Source organism: Janthinobacterium lividum (assembly GCF_034424625.1).
Taxonomy (GTDB): Bacteria; Pseudomonadota; Gammaproteobacteria; order Burkholderiales; family Burkholderiaceae_D; genus Janthinobacterium; species Janthinobacterium lividum.
The window spans coordinates 201,039-224,569 of the sequence record NZ_CP139977.1 but is presented as its reverse complement, the minus strand read 5'-3'; the positions used below and the strand labels follow the sequence as shown (position 1 = coordinate 224,569).

The following is a 23,531-nucleotide window of genomic DNA, read 5'->3' as shown; positions in this document are numbered from 1 at the left end:
CGATAGCTTTGAGAGGCGTTGCAGGTACTCTCCCTGCCAATCCGTCGGCAAGCTTGCCTTATTCATTGACAAACTCCTTCCCAAGCAACGCCCCGAGATCTTCGTCAGGCAGGTTTTCGATTTCCGCCAGTTCCAGGTCCATCGCCACGTGCAACTTGCTCGTCGAATCGGCATACGCAACGTCCGCCGTGCCAACATCGCCACCGAAGACCGGCCCGGCCTGTGCCAGCACATGTGCCACTAACGCATCAAGCGTGGGGTGGTCGAACAACAAGGTTTCGGCCAGTGGCTTGCCGAGACCAGTCGACAGGGCACGTTGCAAATCCAAGCTCATCAGCGAATCCATGCCAAGCGTGCTCAACGGCACCGATGGATCGATCGCCGCCGCCGTTAGTCCAGTGATTCGCGCGATCTGGCCGGCCACGAAGACGCGCGTCCGCAGCTTGCGCTCATCTCCTAACGCACCTGTCAGCAGATCCGCCAAATGTGGTGGCGCATATGCTTTCCCGCCGGGGTCTCGCAGCGTGTGCAGCAAGTACGGCAGGCGCATGGCGGACGCGATCAGATCCTGGCGCCACGGCGTCACGCAACACTGCGCCGCGTCCACCGCGAGCAGGGCACCGAACAGTACGGCGCTATCCTCCGGCTTCAGCGCATCGGTGAACATGCGGCCCATGATGCCTTCCGGTCGTGCCAGCCGGGCGGCCATGCCAGTGTCACGCCAAGGTCCCCAGTTGATTGACATAGCACGCACGCCCCGGCTGCGCATCCAGTGTGCGTAGCCGTCGAGCGCGGCGTTCGCCGCCGCGTAATTGGCCTGTCCCGAGCCGCCATACAGGCCGACCAGCGATGAAAACAGCCATGCAAAGTCCAAGGTGTCGCCCGCAACACTCTCGAGCAGATGTCGGGCACCGTCCACTTTGGGCGCATACACCTTCTGCATCCTCCCTGAGTCCTGGGCGGCCAGCAAGGCATCGTCGATGACGCCGGCCGCGTGCACGATGCCGCGGATCGTCAGACCGCGTGTGGCCTTCCCAAGCATCTCCGCTACCTGGGCGCGATCGGTAATATCGCAAACAACCACCTCCACACAATCACGGCGACGGTTCAGGGCCTGCACCCAGGCCGGTGCCACGGCAGGCACATGGCGCCCCAGCAGCAACACGCGAGCTGCGCCCTGAGCATGCAGAAATTCTGCAACCAGCCGACCGATGCCGCCCAAACCGCCGGAAACGATATAACAGCCATCACCAGCAACACGCGCCGGTACCACGGTCTTGACCGGTGCCAACTGGCGCACATACCACCGCTCGTCACGTAACGCGAAATGCTCGGGCCATCCCGCCGCGTCCACATCGAAGGCACGCGCCGGGGTTTGCAAGATATATGTGGCCAGCCTCCTCCCCGCCGCACCCGGAGGCACCTCCTCCAGGTCGATCAGCGTCACCATATGGCCCGAGGCCTCAGCCTGCAATGCACTGACCAGGCCCCACAGGCTGGCGGCGTCTTCTTGTACGACCAGGTCGGACTGGCGTACCGGCTGCGCCATACATGTCAACATGATGGCGCGATTCAAACGCCCGTCAGGTAGCGCCGCAAGGAACTTCGTGACAACCAGATCAAGTGCGCGCCGACGCGCCGCGGCCCCCGCCTGGACATCAATATCGATGGGCCAGGCATGGATCAGGCCGATCGGCTCTGTGCTGCTGTCCGCATGGTGCGCCAACAAGTCGGCCAGGACCGCCTCCGCTGAAGCGTCAGCAGGCAAGTCGGCCAGCAAGACCTGTGCCACCTGCCCACCGTTTTCTATGATGGTCTCGGCTAACGCCGCGCCCATACCGCGCTCGTCGCACAGGATCAGCCACGATCCGCCAGTGCCACCCGCCAGGGCGACCGGCTCCGTGTACTCGCGCCAAATCGGCGCATAGATCGGTGGCGTGCTGGCATCAGCGGAGCCCGGATCGAGGTTGCGGCGCCGCACCCAGGCGCAGGCCAGGCCGTCGATTTCGATACACAGTGTGCCGTTGGCATCGTAGATACGCAGATCCGCGTCGAAGCCTGAGTCTGTCGCACGGCACCGGCAAGTCACGCGCAATGCGTTCGTGAGCGGCGCGTACCAGGCCAATCGCGCCATCGCGACAGGCAATATCATGCGTTCGCCATCGGCTTCCAACTCTTCGAGCAGCACTGCCAGAACCGTCTGGAAACACCCATCCAATCCCCATGGCGTCGCTGCGAATCCCGTGGCCGGAGCGTCATCCTTGAAGCGTAGCTCCGCAATGACGCTATCGCCGACGCGACGTACCGCGTGCAGGCCCTGAAACGGCGGCAGATAACCATAGCCAAGCGCGGCCAGTCTTGTGTAGAAATCATCACCATGGAATACCATGCTGCCGCCAATACTGTCGGGCGCTAGCATCCCGCCGCCATCGGGGGAAATATCATCCAACGCCTCGACCACCGCTTGCGCGTAGGGCGTCCACTTACCACCGGACTCCGGTCTGGCGCGCAACTGCAATGTCAATGCCGAGGAAGATGTCGGCAAGGCACTCACTTCCATCCGATAGGCCTGCCCTTGCTCCAGCCAAAGTATCCGCTCCAGGCGCAACTGGTGCAAAACCACGCCGCGCGAGCGCTTGAACAGACGTAGGCCCGCCTCGATAGCCAGCGCCACATAACCGCCGGCGGGGAATACGCTCTGGCGCACGATGACATGTGCCCACAATGCAGCGTCGCTGACAGGATCAAGGCGCTGCACGAAGTTCGCCACCGCCAGCGCTTGCATCTGTTCCGGGTCGGTCTGCGGCACTGAAGGCACCTGTTTGGGCGGTACCTCATTCGCCGCCGGCCCGATCCAGTGGGCGACCCTGTCAAATTGATAGCGCGGCAGGTCCGGCAGCATTGATACGGACTGGTGCGGATAGCAGCGCCAATCCACGTCCACGCCGAACTGGCTGGCCTGCGTATACAGGGCGGCCAAACCATGGCTGTTCGCATCAAGCAGGCTAGGCAGCCAGCGCACGCTGGTGTCCTGGGTCACCGCCATCGCCATTCCAGTGAGTACCGGCCGCGGGCCAATCTCCACCACCATATCGACACCGCGCGCCAACAAAGTACGCACCGACTGTTCAAAGCGCACTGGCGAACCGATGTGATCGGTCCAGTACTGCCCAGTCAGTGATTGCGACCATACCTCACCAGTGACGTTCGAGATCAAGTCAAGGCCGGGAGCCGCATAGTCCAGCCTATCCGCCAGGTGTTGGAACTGCGACAGGATCGGTGCCATCAGCGGTGAGTGGAAAGCGCGCTCGACCGGTAATGCGATGGCAGGAATGTTGCGCTGTTCGGCATGCCGCACAATGTCGGCCACTTGCCCCGGATCACCGGCGATCACCTGACTGCGGGGACCGTTCATGGCGGCGATGGTGACCTGGTCGTACCCGCGTAGCAGGTCCTCGACCTCGGTCCGGGGAGCCAGTAGTGCAACCATGCTGCCGCCCCGTGTCTGTTCATGCATCAGTGCACCGCGATGGCAAAGCAGGGAGATCCCTGCGTCCAGGCTCATCGCACCGGCATAACAAGCGGCCGCGAATTCTCCGACGCTATGGCCCATGACCACCTCGGCCACGATGCCCGCCTCGCGCAGCATTTCTGCCAGGCTGTAACCGACGCAGAACAGCGCGACCTGGGTATACCGGGTTTGATCGATGCTGGCGCGATCGACACCCCACATCACGTCGAACAAATCAAATCCCGCGTGCTCGCGCACCCGCGCGGCACAGTGCTCGAGGTGACGGCGGAAACTCGGGCTGGACTCCGTCAACCGACGCGCCATGCCGTGGTATTGCGCACCCTGGCCAGTAAACATGAAGGCGATGCGCGGCTTGCGGCCGGCATCAGGGTTACCATCGTCGCGCATGGCTTGGCTCAGCCTGGCCTGCAATTGCTCCTTGCTACCAAAAGGAAATGCCACTCGGAACGTGTGCTGGGCACGACCGCGCGTTAAGGTTCTGGACAGGGCTGCCAGGTCGAGCCCCTCGCCCTGGCTCTCCACATAGCGCGCAAGCGCCGTCAGGTTGTTGCGCAGGGATTGGCGCGATTTGGCCGACACTACGGCAGGAAGCAAGCCGCCGGAAGCGCCCGCGCTAACCTGCGGCGAAGCGAACTCCTCGATCAGCATGTGCGTATTGCTGCCACTGAAGCCGAACGAACTCACCCCTGCCAATCGTGGGCGGCCCGGCACCGCCTTCCACGGGCGCGCATGGCGTGGAACCTCGATGCTGCCATCCGTCAGCTTCAAAAATTCATTGAGCTGCTCGAGATGCAGGTGGGCGGGAATGCTCTCATGACGCAGTGCCAGCACCACCTTGAGGATTCCGGCCATACCCGAGACTGCCTCGGTGTGGCCCAGATTGGTTTTCACTGACCCCACACACAGCGGCGCCGCTCGCGGGATATCATCACAGTACACCTTACGCAGCGCTTGCATTTCGACCGGGTCGCCAAGATAGGTGCCGGTGCCGTGTGCCTCGACAAAGTCGACTTCGACTGCGGTGCGATCGGCCAGCGTCAGCGCACGACGGATGACGTCGACTTGTGCCTGTCCATTCGGTGCGGTCAAGCCGTTGGTGCGGCCATCCTGCATCAGTGCCACAGACTTGATCACGGCATGGATGTGGTCTCCGTCGCGCAGGGCGTCGTCCAGACGTTTGAGCAGCAGCACCGCGCCGCCTTCGCTGCGCACGTAGCCATTCGCGGTGCTGTCAAACGTCTTGCACAGGCCGTCGGGCGAGAGCATGCCCGCCTTGGCGTAGGCAACGCTCAGCGTGGGAGTGATCATCATGTTGACCGAACCGGCGACGGCCAGTTCGGCACCGCCGTCGGCAAGACTATGACAGGCGGCGAAGATCGCGCTGCTCGCGGACGAGCAGGCTGTGTCGACGGTCATGGTCGGTCCGCGAGAATCGAAGAAATACGCCAGGCGGCCCGCGGCGGTTGCCAAGGCGTTGCCGACCGCAAAGTGGGCATCCAGGTTGCCCAGCGCACGCTGGCGTATCGTCAAGGTCTCGTAGTCGTGGCTATTGGCACCCAGGAAAATGCCAACCGGTTGCCCTGCCAATCCATGCGGATCGATGCCGGCATGCTCCATTGCCTCCCAGGCCAATTCAAGCAGCAGGCGCTGCTGCGGATCCAGCGCCTGGGCTTCCAGCGGCGTGATGTGGAAAAACGCCGCATCGAATTGATCGATGTTATCAAGGAAGCCGCCCTGGTGAATGTGCTGATATTGCACATCCAATCCATCGAGTTCGCTGCGGTACTCACGCCATCGCTCACTCGGCCGTCGCGTAATCACGCATCCCTGATCCGCCAGCAGTTGCCAAAACGCCTCGGGAGTATCAATCCCTCCCGGGAAGCGCAGCGCCATGCCAACGATCGCGATATCGGACGCAGCACAGTGTGCCGGATCAGTCGGTGCCGCGCCAGATTCGGTCTGGCTCGCTTCCGTAACTGGCACGCCCACGTCCGCGGCCTTACCCAGGCCCGCAATGAAGCCGGCGATCGCCTTGGCGGTCGTGTAATTGAAAAAGTAGGCCGGGTCGAATTCAATACCGAAAGCTTGGTTCAGTAGCAGACGCAACTCCATCAATCCCATCGAATCGAGGCCAAGCTCCTTGAGCGGACGATCGGTGGCAAAATCCTCTGGTGTCTTCATGACGCGGCGCACGGCGCGCGCCACGGTCTCCAGCGTTCCCTCGCGGCACTCACCAACCGGCGCAACGCTCCCTCCCCCCCGCGACCCGCGCAAGCGCGTGGCCAGGTCATACCGGATCAATACACCGGCACCATCATTTTCGATGTCCTCCGGCCGCGCGCCGGGAACGATTTGCTCGATCGTTGCCCCGTGACTGCAGTGGAAGCGTGGCAGCGGATCGACCGGCAGTCCCTGCTCATCCTTGCGTTGGACATAGTTCGCCATCGATTCCGATTGGGCGCGGAATGACAGGCAACGGGTAATACCGTAGACCGCTTCCACCCCTGCCGTCAGCGCCGCCATATCCAGCACATGTTCCAGCAGTTGATCACCCAGGGCGAGTGACTGATAGTCGGGATGCATGCTTAGGCCGAGCAGTTGCCAATAGTGTCCTTGATCGACGTGCGCGTTGAGATAATCCGTGTACTGCGAAGCCAGGATCCGCTCGAGGTCGTCGATGCGCTGGGTGTACAGCACGCCGACGACACGCTGCTCGTACTCGACCACGAACTGCCCCTCGGGGAACATGGCATGGCGCCGCTCGATCTCGCCAACCGTCAAGCGCAGGTTTTCAGGCCAGCAGGCGCGGTCAATGGCCAGCAGATCGGGGACATCGTCCAGGCGTAGCGGCCGCACCGCGAACGGCTTGGACTGCACATGTTGCAACACGATGCGCGAAAACGGCATGGTGCTGGGATAGCGAACCAGCGACTCCCGATTCGGATACAGGCCAGCGCTTGCCAAAGCCTGGTGAAACGTCCCGGCTCCGACCAGCGCTTGCCTGGACATCGCGTGGTAGAAATCGAAGTGAAAACATTCTGTCTGGCTGAAGTACTCCCGGGTCAAATCAACCGGCAAGGAAAAGACTTCGAGCAGGATAAGGCCGTGTCGCCCCAGGATACCCGACCAGCGCGCCAGATGCTCGCGCAAGTCGCGCGTGATGGCCACTGAGCCGATCCGGTCACCCGCGGCATTGACGTAAATGAGATCGTCACGCGGATGGGCATCGGCGACGTCCGGCTGCACGTGCAATGGCCGGTCATGGTCCAGGAATGAGCGCACGTGCAGCATCGCATCGGCATCGGTCACGCCATGGGCCTTCAGGTCGTCCAATAGCGTCTGCGGTTTGGCGATATCCCCCTTCAACACGAGATGCGGGAGGCCGTCCAGGGTGCGCGCCGCTGCCTGTAGCGATTTCTCGTTGAAGTCCGCGCCGATCAACAGTAAGGGGTACTTCTCCAAGTGCCGGCCGCGCAGACTATGTTCCGCAATGGCCGAATACAAGGTCTTCAGCAAGGCGCCGTCGCCGCATCCCATGTCGATGATGTAGCGCGGCTGCTCTTCCAGCGGTTCACTGTCGAATATAGCGACCACCAGTTCGGCGAGATCCTTGAAATATTTGTTGTGCTGGAATCCGCTACCAATAACATTGAGCGTGCGGTCCACGTGCGTTTCGTGGCCATCTGCATCGCGTCCGAGCACGCGCGACGGATCGCCACACAAGAGCTCCCGCAGCCCCAGCAGCATCGGTCTGTAAGATGCAGTGGACGCCATTGTTAGCGCCCGCTCGCACAAGTACAGGCCGCGCTCATTGAGCGTGAACGATGCGCCATGCTCCAGCATGTCCTTCGCCGCTAAGTAGGCTTGTAACTGTGGCTGGACATGTAGATGGACATGGGGCGCCAGTGCACCGGAAGAACTCGACTCCTGCCCGATGCCTTTTTGGGCTAACGCCAGCAACAGCGGCACCATGATCGCACCGTCCATCAGGTTGCCGAGTTCGGTATCACTCGTGTTCCATCCGCGGGCCGACGCGATCAACCAGTGATCAAGGCGCTCAACCTCCGCCCCATTCCAAAGATAGGCGCCGAAATCGATCCGGTAGATATCCTCGATCAACGCGGGCACGTTCCAGCCACGACGAAACCGTTCACTGAGCGTGTACACCTCACGGTCTGTCGATTCGATACAGCCCAGAGCATGCAAGGCACGGAATACGAGGCCACAATATCCGGCGTTGGCCGATAAGTCATCGCTGATCTGCCGTACGCTGACCGGTCCCTTTTCCATTGCCGAGAAAATCCCGAGATCACGGCAAACACCCAGCATCGGCATCGCCATGTATCCATGTAGATAAGTATTGACAACTTCCAGCATAGTGCTCGCCCCCTAAAAGTTCAGCCCCGGTCCAACGCGCTTGTCTTCGATTGCCTCAGCGATTATTCGTACCAGCGCAGCGCGGTTTTCATTGATGAAAAAATGCGATCCGGGCAACCACTCGCAAGAGAAGCTGCCCCTGGTCTCCTCGCGCCAGGCCAGTACCTGTTCGCGCTTGACTAAGCGATCAGACTCGCCGTTGATACATAAAATGTCGCACTCAAGCCGGGCGCCTGGAACATACCGGTAACAATCCAAGGCCAGGAAGTCAGCCCTCAGTTGCGGCAAAATCAGCTTGAGCAAGTCGGAATTTTCCAAAATTGCTGAAGGCATACCGTTGTAACTTTCCAGCATTCGGACAAAGTGTGCGTCATTCATTTCATCCACCGATATCGGCCGCGGTGGGGCTGGTATATGCGGCGCGGCATGTCCCGAGACGATTAGCTGGCGCGGTCCCAGGTCAGCACCCAACAGCCGAGCGACCTCGAACGCGACCAGAGCGCCCATGCTATGGCCCCAGAAAACCACGGGTTCAGCGCCAAGGCACGGCCGTATTGCCCGGGTCAACTGCTGGACGATGTCGTGGATATCGGTCAGCGGAGCCTGATTACGGGTCGTTTCGCGACCAGGTAGCTTTGCGACGAAAGGAATAATATGCGCGGGTAACGCCTTGCAAAATGCATGATACGAAGTGGTTCCGGCTCCCGCATAGGGAAAGCAAAACAGCTTGGCCGTCGCTCCTGCTTCAATATGCTTTTCAAATGGCGTGTGAAACCAATTACTGAAACCAACATTACTCATTGACGACAACCAGGTAGCAAGACCATGAAAAACCATGTCAGTACAGTGACGTGGCGCGCGGAAAGATCAGAGAAAGCGAAGGCCTGGTAACGCGCCTGTCACTTTCACGAGAAACGAGGAACGGTGTCCCAAGTCCCCCAATCCTCGATCTTGGGGCGCGAAATGACTGCATTTGGGTCCCAGTAGCGTTGCACCACCGGATCCTGATCCTCTTCGATGAAACGGCGCTGCAGAAATGGCCTCATCTGTTCGGACATACGGCTTTCGTAAAGGATTTCTCGCACCTCACGCTTGCGGAAAGCGCTTTGCAAAGCCTCCCGCTCGAGCAGCGTGAGATCGGGATGCCAAACATCAATGATGAAAACCAGACGGCTCTTATCGCCGTTCCAAGCCTCATGCTCGAAGCAATCCTCGAAGATGATGGATTCACCTGTCTGCCATTGTTTTTTGATATCAGCGACGCGCAATGTGCATTCGGCGTCGATGATGATGCCTACGCTATAACGCAGGCGCAGCGCATCGATACTGCAATGCGCTCCCAAATGCGTATGGGGATCCTGCCATGAAAGCAGGGCTTCCGAGAATGGGTATGCCATGCCACAACCCGGAATCTCGGCGGCGATACGCTTGATCTGCGGACAGTGAATAGTGAGAAATGACAGGCTGGTACCCATATACCACAGCGGATATATCCGCCAGGTTCCGCGTGACAGAATTCCTTCGGTGTACGATATCGTGCGATCCCTCAGACGCAGGGCTTCTTCCCGGATTGTCGGCGTGGCCTGGCGCAGGTACTCCGCTACCGGGTCGTTTTCCGGGCTACGCATCGGCCGGTTATCCAGTCCCGGAAAAATAGGCAGAAACGTTGGGTGCTGCATCGGTTGGCGCGTGCCATGAGTCGGCTGCTCCATGCGCAGCAGGAACTCCTTGACGCGTTCGAGCCCCGCCTCGCCATCCATGATCCGCGAATAGTAGCCACCCTGACGCAGGACGTCGAGCACGGCATTCCGAATACCCAGGTTTCGTTCAAATGGTGACAAACTATTTCTCCTCATATATTGCATTCGAAGCCGGTCTGGCACGGCAGGCTGCACCGCTACTGGCACTACCGCTGTGGCTTGCGAGAGAATCTGAGCTACCCGACCGATCCGGATTGCGCACTCATCAGCTGATGCGCCCGATACTTCCGGATTTCACTTAGACGCCATCGCTGCTTCATCAAAGACTTCGCCGTTGCCCCGTTCGGCAAGTGGAACGGGCATCGATTTCCAGCTGGCAGCAACGATGTCTTCGTTCTTGAAAACACTTTTCGAAAGCTCCTCCAGCAGCGCAAGGTTCTCGCGCAGCTTCGCGATCAACGTATCGTCATCCGAATACTCGATTAACAATTCCTTGTTGAGGTTTCTTCCGTATAGGAAAATCTTCGACATATCGACATACTCTCCGGCCATCGTCGAATCGTGTTTGATTGGCTGGCGTTTGAAGTGATCCGCCACCGCACGCATCAGATCGTTATAGCGCGCGAGTTCGGTGTCGACACGGGCCAAAAACTGCAAGTCATATAACTTACGGTTGAAATACAATAGACAGGTCACCCCGAGATACAGCACGCTGTCCCAAAGAACCTTCTGGATCATGACAAAGCTGTTGCCGAATTTCGGATACAAGCCGTCGTAAATCATGAGCACAGTTTCAGTCAGATTCAAGTACATACGATCGTAGGTTGGCGCCAATTGACTGATGTCCTCGCCGCGCATATCCTTGACAATGAGTTCGGTGATAAAGTCATTGCTATAAGCAATCAGATCGCTGCCTGGCGAATAGAAAGGATCGATGAACACACCGGCTTCGCCGGTGATGCACCAGCGATCCTTCGAGTAGACCTGCTTGCAGCCATGGGCATAATCCTGAAAACCCATGAAATCCTGCACCTTGCCGCCGTGCGGTTCGATCAACTTGGCACACTGCGGCTCGTTCTGATGCAGCCAAGCCATTGCCTTGTCAAACGAGTTCACCGCTTTGAAGTCATGCATTTTGTTATCAAAGACGATGCCAATGCTAGTGGATCCGGAGGCAAGCGGAATGAACCATACCCAGTATCCTGGTCCCATGAAATGGTTGGTGCTGAAGCGCCGCGATGGACCGGTGCGGCCCAACCATTCAGGATCATCACTCAGGTCGGAAATATCGATGTCCACTCCCACCCTGAACCATACGGCGGCATTGCTCAATGGGCTGTCTTTTTCCAGGCCCTGTTTGCGCTTCAAGATTTTATTGCGTCCAGCGGCATCCACCAGCCATCGGCAGGTGATTGTTTTAACCTCATCACCATGAACGAACTTAACTTCATGCCGATCACCCGGACGCAAATCCACGGCTTGCACCCGCGCTCTGTCGTAAATAACCACGCCATCGGCCAGGTTCAGGTCATGCAAGTGGTTTTCGAAGCGTCCACGGTCCAATTGATAGCTGGGCACTGTTGGATACTTGCTCTGTCCGATTTCAAGCCGCTTGGTTACTTCGGAATTGTCGCCATGTGGCAGGAAAAATCTGAGACCCAACTTCGGTAACTGATCGGCCTCGATATGCTCTTTCAGCTTCAAGCGCTCACCGAAATAGTGTGCGGCCACCTCTACGCTGGACTCACCCACTTTATAGGCAGCCTCTGGTGCTGGCCGTTGCCCTCTTTCGATGACCGTTATACTTGCATTCGGCAGTGCCATTCGCAACTGGCGGGCCAACGTCAAACCTGCCAAACCACCGCCCATTACCAGAATATCCGTATCAGTCATTTTGCAACCTTTTATATAGTGTGATCGCATTCTTTATAAATTTACCAGACGCAAACTCGTCGCTTTCCCTCATCAGCGCCAACAACTTGTTCCAATCATTATCGATACCGTCATCTGATTTACTCAAAGGACTAGAAATTCACACTACCGAATAAAGAAGCGTCGGGTCGAGAGCACCTTATCCGGCAGATTTTTTTCTGCATGGTTACTGAAATCCTGACGTTTATTCCGAAGATAAAACAATCAATATCAGCCATGCTCACAGTTAATCATTTTTACTTCTTTCCACACCTTGTTCACTCACTGCGTACAGAGGTTCGTGATTCACTGTATATGTGGCAAGATCGCTGCTATGACTTTTTTCAAAGACCCATGTCAGTAGCCGAAAAAGAGGTAGCGTGAGTGCGGTACTGAACAGTGCCATCAGAGCCAGTGCTGAATAGGTGGTAACTCCAATAATGCCAACATCCAGAAGTATCCCGATCACAATCAATTCCACTAACCCCTTACACTGCAGCAGGACGCCTAATTGGATACTTTCCTTCCAGCGTAGGCCCGTCAGTCTCCCAACCAACATCACCACTCCGCCCTTCACAAATATGGTGCTAAATGTGAGGACAAACACGAGTAACCAGAACATGCCATCGCCACCTGGTAAGTCGAGACGTGTTCCGCTACTAAAAAAATAGATGGGCAGAAGAAGATAAGTGACGGCCGGTCGAAATGTGGACTCGCACTCTTTTAATACGGCCTGGGGAAGAATCATCCCTCCCAGAAATGCCCCGAGTATTCCATGGAGGCCGAGCATGTCGGTGAGCGATGCGGACAATAATACGACTGTGATGGCTAATACTGGACCGCCGTACGGTACTGTTTTATTCTGGTGGTAGCGACGCAGTAGTGGAGCAACGACCGCCAGCAATACAACACAGTATATTGCGAAGGCAAGCATTCTTGCCACTACTGCCCACGATGTAGTAGCACCCACATAGGACAGAATGATGCTCAATGCCATCCACAACCAGAGCTCATCAAGCATGGCACAACGCACTGCCAGTTGACCAATTCGATGCCGTATAAGGGATGACTCATCGAGAATACTGATCAACACCGGCAAAGCCGTAACAGACAAACATATGCCGATACTAATTGAGAACAAGATTGGAGAAGAGACCTGCCCGATATAGCTTGGATTTAACTGAAGAATCTTCAGGCCCAGGTAACTTCCCATACTCGATGTCACACAGAAGGCTATCACGCTGACATAGGCGAATCGATAGCGACCACCTTCGTTGCGGCTTGGCAGCGTACTGCAATGCCCGCTAAACGCGACAAAAAGTGATACACCTAACCATCCAAGTCCCTCCAATGAAGTTTTCAAGGGACCATGCAAAACATCAATGCCTTTTCCATTCAACCAATCGAAGAGTCCAGAATATTTTATTGTCGCGCCAAGTCCAATTTGAATGAATACCAATGGAACTACTTTGGATAGTCCGAACGTCTTGGCTATGATCAAAGGTCCCAGCAGACAGAATAGGAAGGCGATATAAAAAGATGCTGTCACAGCGCGCTCTTTAGTTTTTTTGATCGTTGTGTAAATCGAGCCATCTTCATCCCATTCGTCTTCAAAAAATTGATGTATTTTCCAAACGATTGATTCGTCGCAACATTCGCTATCCCATGACCCGCCAAATCTGGCGTATCTTGGAAACTGTAGAGTAGAGAAACTATTTCTTTACCGCATTGCAAGCATGAGTGATTGGTCTATTTTAATTTGGTGATTGATTAAATTTTCTTGCAACAACTTTATTCGATACCGGGAATTTTTTGCACTATTAGATTTGATAGGTAGGCGTCCAGAAGGCAATATTTCCTCGGCTATAGACTGTCGTTTAATCGATAGCGGGAAAAGCAGGCCTTTTTTCGGTATGTTTCAGATTTCTCACGCACCGGTATACCGAGACTTAAGATAGCTCCATGAGCCAGTAGGCACAGCCTATGCATTATTCTTGCGGACAGGAATAAGAGCGTGCAGATAACCAATGCGCACGCCGTTACGCGGCCCGCGGTCGAACGGCATCGCCGAAAACTACGTCAACACACTTGAACGGCACTCCGCGAGCCTGATGGATAGCAGCACCTCTAAAACCGTGCTTACGCAACTGCCGGACACCGCTACGCATTGCAATGCAATGCATCCACATTCGTCGTTGAAGCTGAGATCACCTTGCATGTTCAAAAGAGATCTAGTGCGACGGAGTCAGGAAAATGGCACCAACTCAAGGATGGGATGTGTCCCGTCATAAGGGGCAAGGTCACAGCAGTGCCGGCCAGCGTTTGAGCTGGTACAGGATCGTCGCCACTGTATCGGTCGAAATCGGCGCTTTCGCACGTCAATCACCTACTGGAGGATAGCGGTGAATGATCGGTGAACTTGGCCACCAATACCTGTGCCAGCAGGCTGGGCCCGGCGATTCCTTGCTTAATCGGCCGCCTCGGTGCTGCTGCCTGCACGCGTAGCAAGCACATGTCAGATTGAAGTACACATGTCGGATCACGCGGCCCTTGCTCGAGCAAGGGCCTGCGCACCGCCCTCTTCCTCGGCGCAGGATCAAGCGCAGTCATCTCGCACGTCGCCTCCCCTCGTCGGCCTGCAGGTCCTTAAGTTGCAGATCCAGGTGCTCGATCTGGTGGACCAGCTTTTCGGCCTTGCGGCCGAACTACGTGCATTGCTGCATGAGGTGTTCAATCTCGACGTTACGTGTGCTCAACTGCCCGACCAAGCCTGCCAGCTGTTCGTCACGTGTCCCGCAGCAGGCGTTCACAGACCAGCAGCACAGCTTTCAAGGCATCGATGTCGCGGAGGTCATAGGGCTGAGCATGCACCAAGCTTACGCGAGGCTGTACTCCGGATGACGCCAGTCGATGCCTTCAAGCAGCATCGACAATTGCACGTACGTCAGCGACATCCTGCCATCGAGGACCTGCTGGAGAATGACGCGGGCCTCTTTCTAACAGATTGGCACACAGGCAAAAACATCATCACTCCGCTTCAGAAAATTGATCACTTCTCCACGCCGAATTCGGATCATAGGGCCGCTGGAGGGATCCTCTTTCAATGTCGTTTGCAATGCGACGACAAGACTGCAGCGGATTATTGTCGGCCCGTGGAGAAGGCCATATCGACAAGGGTTGCCCCACGCTACCCCTAAGGAAACAAAAGAAAATTGCGACCTGATCGAATCCAGTCAGACAACACCAGTCAAGTTGCCGCACCTGTTCAATGTCCATCCAGGATGACTCGATTGCTGACCCAGACCACATTCACATAATAAAATGATTCCAGATTACACCTACGGTGATCCAACAAGTTATTCATCTATGCCGCGCTCGTCCGAGGTTTTCAGCCACTCAGTCTCGATGATAACGTCCCTGAGGGTCGGGACGACCTCGCGTACAGTAATGAGCGGTATCGCGCCGCTCTGGCGTTCCGCACAAAGAGCGAGCAAATGATTTGGTGTGGGCCGGCATTGCCAGAAACGCCAACGGCTCTCGATGTCGCCCAGTTTCGCGTCGATCGAGAGCCGCACCAGGCGCTCGTTCGGAAAGTGGAAACTGAACTGGTCGAGCGGAAGCGACAAGCCCATCCCGCGCGCCTTGCTATATGATTCCTTAAGGGTCCAGTATTCGAAAAAACGGTCCCGGCGTCGCTCTTGGTTCAGGCTAGCCAGCTCTGCGGCTTCGACCGGCGAAAAGAAGAGATTGGCAATTTCAAGCGCTGGCCGGCGCACGGCCAGGTTCTCGACATCGACGCCTAGGCCACAGTGCCTCGATACGGCAAGCGTGATCAGGTCGCGCGTATGCGAAATATTGAAGCACAAGCCACGCACATCGTGATGCGGGGCGATGTCCGGGCGCCCGTAGGCATTCAGGGCAAACTCCCAATCGTTCGGGGCGACCGTCGCATAGCGCGACAGCACCGTGCGAACCATCGCGCGTGTTACGAGGTAGCGCAGACGGTCATCGGCAAAATGAAAGCGTTTTTCCTGGCCACGCTCGGCGTCACTGAGCAATTCGCGCAGTTGCGACTGCAGCTGCGGATTGCCGATCTCATTATAATAGGCGAGCCATAGATCGATGTCTTGTTCGCTGGAGTTGGGGTGGGCTGGCATGTCGAAGTGCTTGTTACGCGGCCAGAAAATCAACCGCCAGTGGTTTGACGCAACCAGCCTCTTCAAAGATGATGATGTAGCTAGCATAGCGGGCTAGGTGATCGCCGAGGTTGATGAACTTGGTTTGCACGTGGCTCTTGGCCAATCGATCGAGCAGCTGGCGGTTCCATGGAATGAGGTCTGCCATATTTTCCAATCTGCCTGTGTTCAGCCAAAAAACGTTGCAATAATTAACAATTTTATCTTAAAATATCTATTTCTTTTCAATAAATATTGAAAAATAAGTCATCCGTGTGGGCACGTCGATGTTCCACATTAGAACAGCAGCTGAAATTCGGAATGCTGATGTCGGCCTTCAGGACACAGGCAATGAGTTCATGAGACCGCAGTCTGCGACGGTACCAGATGAAAGATTTAGTATTTGAGCAGGATGATCTCGATTTCCACATCGGGATATTCCGACGGCAGGCCGCGCACCACAGTCCTGCCTAAACGCCACCCGGTTATTGCCTTCTCCTAAGTAAACCACATCGTACAGTCATAACCTGCTTGCACCGTGACTCATTTGGAAGAAAAAGGATTGATGATGACAAACAAAAAGATGCTGAAACGGCAGTTTCTGGAGACGAAATCCCGAGCAGGCGTATATGCGATACGAAACCAGATCACGGGACGGGCCTTGGTTGCAGGAAGTACGAACGCTCAGGGCACACTTAACCGACATCGCTTTGAACTGCAGCATGGACAACATCGCAATGCGAGGCTTGCGCAAGACTGGATCGAGTACGGCGAGTCCAACTTTCTCTTCGACGTACTCGACATGGTCAAACCCAGCGAAGATCCAGCGTTCAACGCCGCACAAGAATTGAAAATGCTAGTTAGCCTATGGCGCCAGGAAATACCTTGTACCGGCGAACTTGGCTACGACGAACCCAGGAGCGACTCTCAATGAACACGAATCTCGGTTTTTGTTTGGCACTACACCATGCCCACGCCAACCTGCAACTCAAACTTGATGACGAGTTAGGCATACACCATGGAATCAGTTTTAATGACTTTGTACTACTCAATGTGCTCGCGCAGGCGGACGGTGGCCAGGTAAGTATTCCGGAACTCGTGCGTCCACTTGGTCAGTCCCAATCATCAGTGCTGCGTCAGTTGATCGTGCTTGAAAAGATTGGCCTTGTGGTGCGCGAAGGTGAAAATGGATGTCGTCAGGCTGTGCTTCGCCCAGCCGGGCGTGCGCTCGTGAACTCCGCAAGCGAGACTGCCAATGGCATTTGCACCGAAGCCGTTGAATCAATCCCCCCTGCAGCGGTGGAGACGATGTTCGCGGCACTGAAAAGTTTGCACGCACGCCAATCTTAGCGCTCTCATGAGCAATGCTATCGCGAGAATTCTCTGGATATGCAGCCACTTACACAGCTTGGCACTGCCGCCGTGGCACTATCTAGTGTTCTCTCGGATTTGCCAACAGCCGATCGCCGATCAAGTAGACCACAGCACACAAACGCTGGGCGAAGCGACAAACTCCACATCAAACGAATGCGCTTGAACTCGATCATCTACCGTTGGTGCATTACACTTTTGCTTGATCCAGTGTCTTTCCTGAGTCAACCCAGTCTTTGACCCATTTCGGCTGGCGACCACGGCCACTCCACTGTTGCGAAGCATCATTCGGATTGCGATACTTTACTGCAACCGTTTGAGTTTTCACCCTGACCCCATCACCGACCAACTCTTTGACTGATTTTCCAAGGCTCTGCGCAATTTGCAGAATTTTTGCCCGCGCTTCATCCAGATCCTTTTGCTCGCGGACCTTCAACTGTTTTTTGATATCGTCCTGTAATGCACGCAGTTCCGCAATGCTCAAATTTTCCAGATTCATAGAATTCACCTATTAAAACGTTTGAATGCCTGAGAAATTAACACATTTCCCTCCCCTATCATCCGTTCAGTTGCAAACTTTTTCAAAAAAATCCCAAGCCTGCACCTAAGTTGTGGCGCCAATCCTGGCCATCGCTAGTTTTCTCGCACACAACGTAGGTGGAAGCATCGCTACAGATCAGACGTGAAGACAATTGACCAAATCTACTTCAGCCTCCCTATCGCAGCGGCGGCCCGAAAAACTCTAGTGATGCGTCACCTAGCGGATCGCCAGCCGCTGCATTGGGCGTTGCCGCAGAAAGTAGCCGTTCAGACTCTGGATGGCGCGACTGTACGTCCATCGCCGTCAATCCGGCATATGCGAGAATGCGCAGCCGATTAATTCTCCTGGGGCCTTTCGGAAAATGTTGAAGGTCATCGAAGAGCGCTGGAATATCCTCTCTCATCAAGACAAAACTCATTCGCATTACCTCGCTCATCAAGCACTCCGGGGTAACCCGTGCGGTGTGCCTGGGTTCTCCAGCTCAGGTACGACACCAGCACGGTATGTTTTGGAAAATGCAGCCCCAGCGTATTGAAAGCCTTTGACATTGGCAAAGATCGGATCTTTTAGCTCGGTGATCATATGTCTCGGAAAAGCTGCCTTGAGCGCCTTCCTGTAAAAGAACGCGGCACCGCCAACCAAAATGATATTTTTGATATCGGCGGCATCTCCGACATAGCGGGTCATTTCAGCGACAGCCTGCTCCGGTATCTTGTGCGCCATGGCCAAATGGGGAGCAATATCGTAGTCGGATTGAAATATCACCGGTTTCTTGCCCTCCCGTAACGCCCGGTCAATCACATCGTAGTCTCGGTATTGTGATGCAGTAATCCTACTAATTCCATCGGCGATAGACTGTAATACGTCGAACATGCCACGGTTGACTGAGTGGCTTCGCTTTTCCACTGACTGCATCCCGTGAGAGACAATCCAATCAAAGGTACGTCGGCCAGGATCCACAATAAGACTGCGCTCCTTGCGTAATTCCGCGACCCGGTTATACGCAATTCCGTAATACATGAGAGCACCGGTCGGCTGCGCCACTGCCTTGACCCGCGCTATAGTGACCCGTTTGCCATTTCCTAGCTGATGCTCTCCCTGCACCTTTTTTTCCAGTACTGCTACCCAGCGCCGCTGCTTGAATGTGGCGACCGGAAGACCAACGACAAGAAGATCGATATGGTCGAGTTGCATGTAATCCACAGCCCCCAGCAATAACGCCATATATTCAGGGGTAAGGCAGTAGTGATCGTTTTGCAGCATATTCGCTGAGAAAACATCTGCTGCCAAATGGACATCGGGACCAACTTCGTAAAACAAGCCCTCGATAGGCACAGTCGTAGTCTTACGCTTTGCGCCCCATGCATCATGGTCACGCAATGACTCGGATGGTGCCGCCTGTGAAGGAAACATGTCACATTGCGGGGTCCCATCCACTTTGGTGCCGAAAATATACTTCGTGTTCCCACGTCCCACATCGACTGCCCGTACCACTGGATTCATGATCCTCTCCTGCCGAACTCATTGCTGCAATGTACTGCCAGATAGCAAGCAAAGAGGACAAACAGAGTGCGTTTTATGCGCCCCTTTTAAATTTGTAGCGTCTCCATCGCGTTTGCAGTGCGACTGGAATGGTTTTCGCGCCAATGCAGCGCCTATCCTGCCCCAAATACCTGCTCCCCATCTGTTCCCCACTCGTTGTGGAAACGCTTTCACCCCATTGTGCCGAGCTACACATCGACATTCGTCAATACGATTTACAATCAGAGGTATCACTCTCTGTTCACTTCTCAAGTGAAAAAAACGTTTTTTTCGACCTTACAATTTAAATTGGGGTTCAATTACAATTTTTCGCGGTAAAAAATCCCCTTGACTTCGATTTTGGCGCAGCCTAATCTGGGAACACTGTCTGGACCTGCTTCCATGACCATCGCGGTCTCAATGCAGCGCCCGTGAGCGAAACCACCGTCGCAGTCGTGACCTGCCATTGTCGACTGGACCACCAGTCAGTTATGAAAGAGCCATGGAACCATGGCCCAAAGTTCTCTGTATCCGATCCGCGAGATCGATGTCCGTAACCCCATCATTCCTGTACCGCCGTGAGCCGTCAGGAGCATGATCGCCTGCTGAACGCGATGCATGCAGATAGCCCATAGACATGATCTGGGGCGTGTCGGCACGACCGGCATCTCAGCAATTCCTCATTACACATTTCCCCTCGTGCGACCATCCTCGGATGTCGACATGCCGCCGTTGCCCGTGAGGCTTCGAGCATATCGGTATGCACGTAGCGCCAGAGGGTCCGGTGGTAGGACCTTGGATATCGGCGTGGGAGATGAACTCCTTGACATTCAATAGTTGGGCCTGGCAGTCAACCAGGCAGCCTTTGCTACGCACTTCGCGTGGCACTGCCCGCCCTTGAGGCGGGGGTAGCCGGGCAAGGCGAAATCCACCCGACTTCGGCATGCGCATTTTTAAGAGACCATTCGCTCGCGCGATAGACCCTATCCAAGAAAGCAATGCACCCAGGGCACACGCATTGCCTGCAATTCCTCGCCCGCAGGACGAACGCACATTGGCCGCGTCTCGCCGTGCCTGGGAAATGGCCAAGCATTAGACGTGGCACTGACAGCGCCACGTCGACACATTGTCTCAAGGGGACAGCACAACGTCATGACGCTGCATCAAAGAAACAGAAAGACTGGCGCACAGCACGGTTTGCTCCGTCCGCGCTGGATGGTATGTGGCTGTACGTTGAAGGTGTGGGAACAAGGAGATTGGTGATGACGAACAACAGCGACTGGAAAACCCAATTGGACATGATTTTGCTGGAACATAACGGCAAGCATGCGTATCGCAACAAAGTGGTGTCCCACAACACCATGGAAGCGCGCAAGCTGGGCCTGGAACGCGCATTTGCCACCCTACGTGCACTGGGATTCAAACCGACGCCTGACAACCTGAGCAGCAAACATCTCTACGTACTTATGCTGCACTGGACGGGAAAGGCCATCAACGCCCCGCGACAGGCGGTGGCGAAAACGATGCGCCAGCCATTCAGCGCCGCCTACATCCAGCAGCAAATGAGCTTTCTGCGTGTCTTTGCACGTTGGATCGGCAAACCCGGGCTGGTTCAGAGTGCCGAACAATATGCCAATGATCTGCACCTCGTGACTCGGCACTACAGTGCAGACAGCGACAAGAGCTGGACCGGGAATGGCGTCGAGGTGGACAAGGTAATCGACACTGTGACTGCCATGGACTACAGGGTCGGTACGCAGCTGCGCATGTTGCTAGCATTCGGACTGCGGCGCAAGGAAGCGGTGATGTTCTGCCCGCACACCGCAGAAGTACCAGCCTTTGCATTGCCAGCCGGTTACCCGCAGCACGGTACTGACCGCTACATTAGTTTCCTGCGCATCAAACGCGGCACTAAGGGAGGACGCTTGCGTTTCGCGGCAGTACGCAACGATGCACAGCGCAGGGCGTTAAGCGAAGCCTGTCGCCTCGCCCGCTTCCGGCACTCGCATATCGGGCACCCGGATTTGACACTGAAACAGTCGCTCGACCTGTTTTCCAACGTCGTGCGCAAGGCTGGTTTGACTAAGACCAACCTCGGCGTCACTCCGCATGGACTGCGCCACGAATTCGCGGGGGATCTCTTCTTTGACATTGCCGACTGCCAGGCACCGGTGCGCGCCGGGCAACTGCACCTGGACACGGAAGCAATACGCGCGCTCTACCATCAGGTGGCATTGCAACTAGGGCACAACCGCCCACAGATCAGCAATGCCTATCTCGGCTCGCCCATTCAGCACAAACCAGTACAGGAGGCTGATTGTGACCTTGTCTCGTGATGATAGAAATCACCGCCCTATTCCGAGGCGTGATCAGTCGCGTACGTCCGGTGAAAGGCCGCGTCGCATGCCGTTGCTTTCCATCGTCTGCCGCCTTGCATCGCGCTGTATCAATGCCTGGCGACTGCGCCACAGACCAAGTCACCGCAACAACGTAACCAAATCCCGTGCTGTGTTGCGGCAATTGCGCTCCTGGGACGGCCCGTATCTGAATCCCAGATGCATCGCCTTCCTGCGCAAGGTAGATCCGCTGATATTCGAGGAAATAGTACTGACGGCGTTGGAAGACTGCGGCCTGTTTGTCTGGCGCAATGTGCGCTACACCGGCGATGGCGGCATCGATGGCAAGGCATGGCATCCGCGCCATGGATGGTGCGCGGTACAGGTAAAGCGGTATTGCCAGCATGTGTCAGCCGACCATGTGCGGAAATTTGCTGAATTGGTGGCAACGTATCGGTATCCCGCCGGCCTGTTCGTCCACTCAGGACGCAGTGGTGCGGCGCTTTACCAGCACCTGGGGAATAGCCGGCTCACTCTGATCAGTGGCGAACGGCTACTGGAACTTCTGTTACAGCGCCAACTGGGCCGTCTATGGCAATAACGGCCCTCTAAAACCGAAGTAAGCAGTTCCGAATGTAAAGAAATGGATCGCCGCCAAATGCCTATACGCGGCGATCTCATTGTTCGTTTCAACCTGGAACGGTGACGCGGAAGCCAATTTCTGGCTCAACGCGATCCACCTTATGCGCGCGCAGATGAAAGATGCCAGCAACATCCCCCGAAAACCAGTGGCCGCCCCGGATCAAGGCCTCGCCACTATAATCTTCTCCAGCCGATGGGCCGTCGCCAGCTCCGCTCTGATACAGCCACTCCTCAATGCGATCTACCGTGGGCGAGTTAATGGGGAATGGCCCAGCAACAATACCATCCGCATCCCCCTGCACGTCGTCGAAAATCCATGTATAGGCATTTCCAGATACATCATGGATCACTTCACCGTTGGAGAGGACATGCCAGCGGCGTTCAAACAGACACGTTGAGCGGTGAATACCTGGCTGGGGGCCCTCGCACGTCCCTTTGTGCAGCCCTTGATACAGCCTACCATGCCCAACGGCGCCGCCAGTCCAGTTGATGGGCTGGCGCATGATATTGCAGGCGATGGCCAATGCCTGCCGCTCTGTCAGCAGCGCCATGCCACACTCGGCACTGATCCGTTTCACGTCCGAGAACGAAATCGACGTCCAGGGAGCTGTCCACGGGTCAATCTGAATGGTTTTGAATGCCCCCTCCCCACAAAGAAATGCACCGACACGGAATGCCGGCACCACCTCGCCACCGACAACGGTATCTGGCACGGTCACCAGACAGTTGTTTTGCAGGGTACGCGCGATGACCGCGTCGCGAATGGCGCCGGACCGCGACGGCGCCTCAACCTCGCAAGAAACGGCATACGCGGCCAAGGCCGCCAAAACATGGCGGTCGCTGGCCGCTTCCAACAAGAGCCGTTCGGCTAGGCCAGCCTGTGGTTCCCGCACAGTATTGTGGAATCAGATAGCCGGAGCCGCAGTGGTACGTAATAAACCATGCAGCGCGACTAAGGAAGATGCATTGTTCGACATGCTAGCCTCCGATAAAAAGAATATAGGAGGTTCAGTGTAAAAGCGTGAGACGACTTCTCAAGTCACCGCCACGCCATTACCTCATAGAGGAATGGACAGCAATGCGACGACGATGGGTTGGGCAGAATCCCGGCACATGCCGTCTGCGATGCAGCTGCGGCTCTGAAGAAAATAAATGGTCCGGTGCATGTCGCATGCCATCACAGCAAACCGCTGCGCCCTATCGCAATACACCTAACAAAAACGCCTGTGCCAGTTGAGGCGTGGCAGGAAGAAGAGGGCCACGGCTTGAAGTTTCACCAGGTGCGTCTAAAATGAGCATGCTTTTTGTGGGAATCGCTCTCACATTGCTCTTGTGCTCGCCAATCGCTGGCAACACAAGATCTTGCAAAATAGGTCTATCTTGCAGGCGTAGCGGTCGTTACCCGCCACCATACCTATCGGTTCA

At 56.0% G+C, this 23,531-nt stretch carries 16 protein-coding genes; 5 read left to right on the top strand and 11 right to left on the bottom strand.

Going from position 1 to position 23,531, the window contains the following annotated elements; all coding sequences use genetic code 11:
* Nucleotides 1-58 precede the first annotated feature (58 nt).
* The 5 genes from U0004_RS29385 to U0004_RS29365 form a co-directional block, all read right to left on the bottom strand.
* A complete protein-coding gene (locus tag U0004_RS29385) occupies nt 59-7,909 on the bottom strand; it encodes a type I polyketide synthase (RefSeq protein ID WP_081345447.1) in 7,851 nt (2,616 codons plus the stop codon).
* Nucleotides 7,910-7,921: 12 nt separating this feature from the next.
* A complete protein-coding gene (locus U0004_RS29380) occupies nt 7,922-8,710 on the bottom strand; it encodes a thioesterase II family protein (protein ID WP_070253986.1) in 789 nt (262 codons plus the stop codon).
* A 104-nt stretch (nt 8,711-8,814) separates the two neighbouring features.
* A complete protein-coding gene (locus tag U0004_RS29375) occupies nt 8,815-9,750 on the bottom strand; it encodes an aspartyl/asparaginyl beta-hydroxylase domain-containing protein (protein ID WP_070254004.1) in 936 nt (311 codons plus the stop codon).
* 153 nt (nt 9,751-9,903) lie between these two features.
* Nucleotides 9,904-11,502: an NAD(P)/FAD-dependent oxidoreductase gene (locus U0004_RS29370; protein WP_115057659.1), complete on the bottom strand. Its 1,599-nt coding sequence runs from the start codon at nt 11,500-11,502 to the stop codon at nt 9,904-9,906.
* Nucleotides 11,503-11,767: 265 nt separating this feature from the next.
* Entirely contained in the window at nt 11,768-13,069 is a 1,302-nt protein-coding gene (locus tag U0004_RS29365; protein ID WP_071653619.1) for a cation:proton antiporter, read from the bottom strand.
* 982 nt (nt 13,070-14,051) lie between these two features.
* Here U0004_RS29365 and U0004_RS29360 point away from each other — a divergent pair.
* On the top strand, nt 14,052-14,717 hold the full coding sequence (locus U0004_RS29360) for a hypothetical protein (protein ID WP_070253982.1): 666 nt from the start codon (nt 14,052-14,054) through the stop codon (nt 14,715-14,717).
* Between the two features lie 159 nt (nt 14,718-14,876).
* Here the strand turns inward: U0004_RS29360 and U0004_RS29355 are convergent, their stop codons facing one another.
* Both U0004_RS29355 and U0004_RS29350 read right to left on the bottom strand, forming a co-directional pair.
* Nucleotides 14,877-15,677, bottom strand: a complete 801-nt coding sequence (locus U0004_RS29355; RefSeq protein WP_070253980.1) for a 4'-phosphopantetheinyl transferase family protein — start codon at nt 15,675-15,677, stop codon at nt 14,877-14,879.
* A 13-nt stretch (nt 15,678-15,690) separates the two neighbouring features.
* Entirely contained in the window at nt 15,691-15,864 is a 174-nt protein-coding gene (locus tag U0004_RS29350; protein WP_167468730.1) for a hypothetical protein, read from the bottom strand.
* Between the two features lie 396 nt (nt 15,865-16,260).
* Between U0004_RS29350 and U0004_RS29345 the strand changes: the two genes are divergently transcribed.
* Complete coding sequence (locus U0004_RS29345) at nt 16,261-16,629, top strand: GIY-YIG nuclease family protein (protein ID WP_217495220.1); 369 nt, start codon at nt 16,261-16,263, stop codon at nt 16,627-16,629.
* Nucleotides 16,626-17,045: a MarR family winged helix-turn-helix transcriptional regulator gene (locus U0004_RS29340; protein WP_070253978.1), complete on the top strand. Its 420-nt coding sequence runs from the start codon at nt 16,626-16,628 to the stop codon at nt 17,043-17,045. Before U0004_RS29345 ends, U0004_RS29340 begins: the two co-directional genes overlap by 4 nt.
* 211 nt (nt 17,046-17,256) lie before the next feature.
* On the opposite strand, the gene U0004_RS29335 is transcribed toward U0004_RS29340, so the two are convergent.
* The 3 genes from U0004_RS29335 to U0004_RS29325 all read right to left on the bottom strand — a co-directional run bounded on the left by U0004_RS29335 (nt 17,257) and on the right by U0004_RS29325 (nt 19,110).
* Nucleotides 17,257-17,565 carry an H-NS histone family protein gene (locus U0004_RS29335; protein ID WP_070253976.1) on the bottom strand — a complete coding sequence of 103 codons (309 nt, stop codon included), beginning with the start codon at nt 17,563-17,565 and terminating at the stop codon, nt 17,257-17,259.
* Nucleotides 17,566-17,782: 217 nt separating this feature from the next.
* Nucleotides 17,783-18,043 (bottom strand): hypothetical protein, encoded by a 261-nt coding sequence (locus tag U0004_RS29330; protein ID WP_071653618.1) that lies wholly within the window; start codon nt 18,041-18,043, stop codon nt 17,783-17,785.
* Complete coding sequence (locus U0004_RS29325; RefSeq protein ID WP_070253974.1) at nt 18,043-19,110, bottom strand: PRTRC system protein D; 1,068 nt, start codon at nt 19,108-19,110, stop codon at nt 18,043-18,045. The genes U0004_RS29330 and U0004_RS29325 overlap by 1 nt, the downstream gene beginning before the upstream one ends.
* Before the next feature lie 1,280 nt (nt 19,111-20,390).
* Here U0004_RS29325 and U0004_RS29320 point away from each other — a divergent pair.
* Both U0004_RS29320 and U0004_RS29315 read left to right on the top strand, forming a co-directional pair.
* A complete protein-coding gene (locus U0004_RS29320) occupies nt 20,391-21,464 on the top strand; it encodes an integrase domain-containing protein (protein ID WP_070253972.1) in 1,074 nt (357 codons plus the stop codon).
* Between the two features lie 67 nt (nt 21,465-21,531).
* Nucleotides 21,532-22,065 carry a restriction endonuclease gene (locus U0004_RS29315; RefSeq protein ID WP_167468729.1) on the top strand — a complete coding sequence of 178 codons (534 nt, stop codon included), beginning with the start codon at nt 21,532-21,534 and terminating at the stop codon, nt 22,063-22,065.
* 88 nt (nt 22,066-22,153) lie between these two features.
* Here U0004_RS29315 and U0004_RS29310 read toward each other — a convergent pair whose 3' ends face one another.
* Complete coding sequence (locus U0004_RS29310) at nt 22,154-22,963, bottom strand: hypothetical protein (RefSeq protein WP_139144069.1); 810 nt, start codon at nt 22,961-22,963, stop codon at nt 22,154-22,156.
* Nucleotides 22,964-23,531 lie beyond the last annotated feature (568 nt).

Excerpts from the sequence above, each read along its gene's own strand:
- U0004_RS29335 (WP_070253976.1), bottom strand. The coding sequence starts at position 17,565 with ATGAATCTGGAAAATTTGAGCATTGCGGAACTGCGTGCATTACAGGAC.
- U0004_RS29355 (WP_070253980.1), bottom strand. The coding sequence starts at position 15,677 with ATGCCAGCCCACCCCAACTCCAGCGAACAAGACATCGATCTATGGCTC.
- U0004_RS29345 (WP_217495220.1), top strand. The coding sequence starts at position 16,261 with ATGATGACAAACAAAAAGATGCTGAAACGGCAGTTTCTGGAGACGAAA.
- U0004_RS29350 (WP_167468730.1), bottom strand. The coding sequence starts at position 15,864 with ATGGCAGACCTCATTCCATGGAACCGCCAGCTGCTCGATCGATTGGCC.
- U0004_RS29315 (WP_167468729.1), top strand. The coding sequence starts at position 21,532 with ATGCCGTTGCTTTCCATCGTCTGCCGCCTTGCATCGCGCTGTATCAAT.
- U0004_RS29330 (WP_071653618.1), bottom strand. The coding sequence starts at position 18,043 with ATGAGCGAGGTAATGCGAATGAGTTTTGTCTTGATGAGAGAGGATATT.
- U0004_RS29360 (WP_070253982.1), top strand. The coding sequence starts at position 14,052 with ATGTCGGATCACGCGGCCCTTGCTCGAGCAAGGGCCTGCGCACCGCCC.
- U0004_RS29320 (WP_070253972.1), top strand. The coding sequence starts at position 20,391 with ATGACGAACAACAGCGACTGGAAAACCCAATTGGACATGATTTTGCTG.
- U0004_RS29370 (WP_115057659.1), bottom strand. The coding sequence starts at position 11,502 with ATGACTGATACGGATATTCTGGTAATGGGCGGTGGTTTGGCAGGTTTG.
- U0004_RS29325 (WP_070253974.1), bottom strand. The coding sequence starts at position 19,110 with ATGAATCCAGTGGTACGGGCAGTCGATGTGGGACGTGGGAACACGAAG.
- U0004_RS29385 (WP_081345447.1), bottom strand. The coding sequence starts at position 7,909 with ATGCTGGAAGTTGTCAATACTTATCTACATGGATACATGGCGATGCCG.
- U0004_RS29340 (WP_070253978.1), top strand. The coding sequence starts at position 16,626 with ATGAACACGAATCTCGGTTTTTGTTTGGCACTACACCATGCCCACGCC.
- U0004_RS29380 (WP_070253986.1), bottom strand. The coding sequence starts at position 8,710 with ATGAGTAATGTTGGTTTCAGTAATTGGTTTCACACGCCATTTGAAAAG.